Raw genomic sequence first — 5,339 nt, forward strand, 5'->3', positions numbered from 1 at the left:
TTCGACTACAGCGAAGAATTTTCAGAATCCAGTGAAGTAATTCAGTTGACCAGACTCAGTATTTCCAAAACCCCTGCAATGCAATAAACCATGTGTAAATCTGGAATTTTGTTTTTCCTGTTTATATTTCTGACGGTGACAGAACTAGATGCTCAAGCCAAATGGGGCCATCTTGGTGGAGGACCTGGCCACAAATTTCCTGTTGTGACCGCTTATGGTAACGAGAATTTGGCCGCATTTTGGGACGATGGTAAAGAGATTTATTGTCGCCGTCTGGAAAATGGAGTATGGTTTCCTTGGGAGCCCTTGAAATGGCCGCATGGAGAGGAACATGGCAAATTTAAAGTTATTTCCTGGGGACCCAATCGTATGGACGGGTTTACTACTTTTGAAGGCGACTTGTACCACACCTACTGGAACGGAGACAGCTGGAGTATCTGGGAGAACCTCGCAGGAGAGGAATTAGAGGGAGAGCTGGAACTAATCAGCTGGGAGCCCAACCGTTTGGACATATTTGCAATCAGCAAAGGTGGCGGTTTAAGGCATCTTTGGTGGGCCAATGAATGGGGAACCTGGGAAGAACTTCGCAACCTTAAACTGCCTATTGATGGCTTCATTAAAGTGTGTAGCTGGGGTCCCGGGCGACTGGATATTTTTGCTCAAGTAAGCAACAGAATGGAGCACTTATGTTGGGATAATGGCTGGAGAAATTGGCAAAGCCTGGGGGGAATGACCGAAGGTCGATTCACCGCTGTAAGTCGAGATAAAGGCCGAATAGATGTTTTTGCAGTTGGAACAGATGGCAAAATATGGTCTCGACGCTTTCAGCTTGGAACCTGGGAGCAATGGTACGAATTGCTGATTCCAGTGAAAACGGGTACTGTATTACATGCCATCAGCCGCAAAACAGGTGACCTGGACTTGTTTTACACCGAGCCCAATGGTTCTCTGGGCTATCGTTGGCAATCGGCTTCAGGAGAACTTTCTTTACAAAACCTGGGTGGGCTGATGTTGGGAGGACTTGCAGCTACGTCCTGGGGAGAAGATCGACTTGACGTAGTGGTAATGGGTGGAGATCGGCAGTTTTATCATATGCCCCGGGACGGCCAAAAATGGGGTTATTAATCAAGTAGGACTCCCGATTTTTGGAAAATTAATTGGCTAAAGGGATTGAATTTTAGCTCGATTTGTTTTTTCATAATTCGGGAGCCCTGTCTCACTACAAATAAAATGATTCAAGTCAAAAACAAAAGCGGTTTCTGCTTACTCGTTTTTCTGGCGCTGGCCTTGCTCAGCTGGGGGATGTACGAATGCCAATACCAGTACAGCTATTGGCGCGACTATCAAACCCGCCCCTGGGCCTACAGCAAAGACAAAAATGCCAAATTGCTGGTCGGGGAGTGGCGTGGTAGCTACACCGACCCGGATGGAATTGCCAAATCCATCAGTTTGGAAATTTTTGAACCTTTGTCCGATAAAGATCGTCGGAAATTAGCCAGTAGAAATAAAAAAAGGCGTACCCGCGGTGGCTTGGGGTCGCGTAAAGACAGGCGGTTATTCGAAGGGGTAGCCACTGTGACCAGTCGATTGGGCCAAGAAGATTATGTCCTGCATGGCTCTGTTGGAAAGGAGGACTTCCACCAATTGAAATTGCAATTCGGCGCAGCTGACGAAGCCAAACGCCTCCATCCCAATTTCGCCCTCAACATCAGCGAATCCGGGCAATGGGCAGGAGATGAACTGACTTTACGGATGGGCTTTGCTTATTTTAAGGCAGATGGCTCCAGTTTTTCGAGCAGCGCTGATTCTCGCTATGACCATATTGCCACCCTGGCTTTGAAGCGAAAACCTTCTAAATAAATCCTGAGGAGACCCCTAAGATGCTCTGAGGTGTCTGAAGTGGTGAATACATTTGCCCTGTAGAGCAGGGCTTTTTTCTTTTTCACCACCTTAGTGCACCTAAGAGCACCTTAGAAAAAGGATTGTGGCATCAAAATCGCATCAACTCCCGTCTCAGCTCTGTAGGCAAACCCGCATACACCAACAATTTAAACTCCTGTCCGCTCATGTTCATCACGTTGGTGAATTGAGTGCGCAGGTCGGTCAAGGTGCGGTTACCATCGTACAGACGAATCACTTGCCAGGTTATGGCTTTTTCCGCTTTAGGTTTGATGTGGACTCGGATTGGAAGTGGATTCTGATGAGCAAGGTAAAACAAATGAATACCCGCCTCACTTTGAAAGAGCGGAGCAATGCCATAGTCTTCTACTACAATCAGTTGCTCTTCAGGGTAATAGTCAAAATCAATATTCAAATGCTCGATTAAATCCAGATAACGATCAGCCAGGTATTCAATTTCGCGTTGCCCTTGTCCCGCTACCAGGGACTCCATTTTGATTTCCACTTTATCGAGTTGTCCACGCAAAAAGGCTCGCCCAGCCAAACGCAATAAGGCGACATTGAGGTAATGATCTACAAATTCAGTATCCATGGCATCGTATACCCCGTTGGCAAATTGGTAAGTTTCGCTTACCTCTTTCAATGCCGCGTCATGGAACAGACGAGCCTTGACATCCTCCAATGATTCCGGGTTGCGCGAATTACTGCGGTCTCTGAAAAGTTCGGATTGTTTCAAACGCAGCGGAGTGGGCAAATTGCGCACAAAATTATTGTTGTTGAACGCAATCATAATAGTAGCAATGTTCTCCTTCATCTCATCCAAACGCGTGATGAAATGATAATAATGCAGGTTGTCCTGGATGTTATGGACGTCGGTGTAGTCTGGCCCCGTATTGCGATTGCTGACCTGTTCGTTCAACTCGTCTACCAAATTGAGCAATCGCCGATAAAAACTCCCCCCACTTTCTGGTTTAGGAGGCTTGGGGAAATAGGTTTCCCCACTGGCAATGGCAAACTCCAAGGGGAAAATATGAGGAATCAGGCGATCTTCATCCAAATGAATGTCTAATATGATGGGACCTGGAGTGCGGATTTTTAACAACTGATCAGCAGACAAAGTGGTTAAATCGCGCTCAATTTGCCGACGCAAAGCCCTGCCGCCCATTTCAGGATCATAGCCGCGATTGGCCACCCATTCCAGTGCTTCTTTCTGGATGTTCAGAATAGTGGTACGGCGCACAAAACCATCTCTTTGCAGCAATTCCTTGATTTGCAAACGGGCAATACCCAGGATGTGCTCCCTTTCCAGAGGTCGGAATATGACAATTTGTTCAATGCGGTTTGCAAATTCGGGCCGGAACTGTTTTTCCAAAGCACTTCGATACACTTGCGCCTGGCCTTGATGCTGGGGATCATTGGTCAAACTGATCCGGAAGCGGTTGTCATCAGCACCTACATTTGAAGTCATGATGATGATGCAATTGGTAAAATCTACCGTGCGACCGAGCCGGTCGGTCAAACGGCCATCGTCCAGCAATTGCAAAAACAGATCATGGACTTTTGGGTGCGCTTTTTCAATCTCATCCAGCAGGAGCACACTAAAAGGGCGATATCGAATTTTGCCTGTCAATTGCCCTTCGGGATTGTAATCGTCCCCAATGAGTCGATCAATGGCATAGGGGTCGAGGTACTCGTTCATGTCGAAGCGCATCAAGGCTTCTTCACTGCCAGTCAGGTAACGGGTAAGAATTTTGGCCGCATGGGTTTTCCCCACTCCGGTTGGCCCAATAAACATCAGGGAACTGATTGGTCTGCGTGGGTTATTCAACTTGGCCTTGTACAACTGAATTACATTGTTCAGCGCCATGGCCGCTTCTTGTTGGCCGATCAATTCCCGTTGCAAGCCATTGAGTACCTCGTTTTTTTCAAACCAGTGCCCCGAACTGAATATTTCTTCCCGGAGGCCGCTGACCATTCCAAACTCTTCGCGTACATTTTGGGCATCGACGTAGCCGTAGCGGTGTTTGATGGCCATTTGGCGCAAAAGGCGGATAACCGCTCCGGGCAGGGCTTTATTGGACTGAAAAATGCGGTGCACATACATCAGCTGGCTAATGGCCGAGATGGAAATGCGCAACCCATTTTCCTGCTCCAGGATTTTTCGTTGCTCCAAAATGATCTTCAAGGCTGTTGAAGGATCAGGTTCATATACGCGGATGACCTGAAACAAATCACTAAAAGACCGGTCTTTCTCTTGAATCAATTGCCATTCCTGGGGTGTGGCAATGAGGATGCTTTGCAGGCTACGTTTTTCCAAATAGGGTTTGAGGACATCGCTCAGGGTCATTGAGTTTTGTCCGGACTTACCAATGCGCAAGAGTGCAACTGGATTGTCAATCAGTAATTTATGACCTACCTTAGGTTTGATCAAATATTGGATAATGGCTTCAGTCCGCTTTTGCCATTGGCCCACGATCGACATGCCGCTGATGATTCGGTTGGGATCTAGGTTCCAGACACTGATAGGCGATTCTTTTTCATCCTCTGATCTTTGGGACAAATAGCGGTATACCGCGTTGGAGATCAGGTTGTGTCGGCCAACCCCTTCTTCGCCCACCAGCACAAAAGGAATGGGATCGCGTTGGAACATCAAATCATGGATTTCGGTAGCCAGATCCTCGCGAAAAAACGTTTGTTGCAAAGCATGAGGGTAATTTTCATTGAGGTCATTTCCGGTTTTTGCAGCCTCTTCAGCACCATCAAATTCTGTTTCCTGGAAAAAGCGGAAAAAAGGGTTGCTGTCTTGAACTTCTTCAAAGCGATTTGGACCCGACTTCAAGTCTAGTTTAACCGGTACATCAACCAAATAATCCCTTCGATTGGCATAATATTCCTCAGGTTGGAACTCTGACCCCTGGTATTCTCGTTCTTTGTGCAGCAATCTTTTGATTACTTTTTCCAACTCCAGATCACTAATTGGTGTTTCCTCTGTAGCTAGAAGCTGCATGTTGTTGTTAAAAGCGGGCAAATACAAGATCGGCAAATCGTTAACGGTGAATTGTAAGACCAAAAACAAACCATCAACCTGATGCTTGCCAAATGAAAATTGAACCTTGCGCTTTTGAAACAGGGGTTTGGGCTGGAACATCAACCAAAGGATCTGATCCAAGGTATGACGGCTGGCCGGGTACGCAGATAAGTGATGCCTTACTTCCTTGCGGAAGCCGACAACTGCCTCCTGGTACCGACGATGAATGGAGATGGGACCGGGCCAAAACAGCGGCCTTAGGCTAAAATATGGCCTTCCATCTACTTGAATGTGTTGGACTAAGGTGGGTACTTTAAATTCTTGCTGGGACATTAATTGAGTTTAATGCAAGAAAGTTAAAAACTTTGTACAAAAAGCAGCATATTAGCAGAACGAAAACAAAAAACTAAAT

3 protein-coding genes are annotated in these 5,339 nt (G+C 46.7%); 2 read left to right on the forward strand and 1 reads right to left on the reverse strand.

Features of this window, described 5'->3' with window-relative positions; all coding sequences use genetic code 11:
- Window positions 1-90 precede the first annotated feature (90 nt).
- Together SFV55_RS28970 and SFV55_RS28975 are read left to right on the forward strand one after the other, a co-directional pair.
- On the forward strand, window positions 91-1,125 hold the full coding sequence (locus SFV55_RS28970; RefSeq protein ID WP_320033091.1) for a hypothetical protein: 1,035 nt from the start codon (window positions 91-93) through the stop codon (window positions 1,123-1,125).
- A 105-nt stretch (window positions 1,126-1,230) separates the two neighbouring features.
- Entirely contained in the window at window positions 1,231-1,860 is a 630-nt protein-coding gene (locus SFV55_RS28975) for a hypothetical protein (protein WP_320033092.1), read from the forward strand.
- 130 nt (window positions 1,861-1,990) lie between these two features.
- On the opposite strand, the gene SFV55_RS28980 is transcribed toward SFV55_RS28975, so the two are convergent.
- Entirely contained in the window at window positions 1,991-5,260 is a 3,270-nt protein-coding gene (locus SFV55_RS28980; RefSeq protein WP_320033093.1) for an AAA family ATPase, read from the reverse strand.
- Window positions 5,261-5,339 lie beyond the last annotated feature (79 nt).

The organism is Haliscomenobacter sp., from assembly GCF_033763495.1.
Lineage (GTDB): Bacteria > Bacteroidota > Bacteroidia > Chitinophagales > Saprospiraceae > Haliscomenobacter.

Excerpts from the sequence above, each read along its gene's own strand:
- SFV55_RS28970 (WP_320033091.1), top strand. The coding sequence starts at position 91 with ATGTGTAAATCTGGAATTTTGTTTTTCCTGTTTATATTTCTGACGGTG.
- SFV55_RS28975 (WP_320033092.1), top strand. The coding sequence starts at position 1,231 with ATGATTCAAGTCAAAAACAAAAGCGGTTTCTGCTTACTCGTTTTTCTG.
- SFV55_RS28980 (WP_320033093.1), bottom strand. The coding sequence starts at position 5,260 with ATGTCCCAGCAAGAATTTAAAGTACCCACCTTAGTCCAACACATTCAA.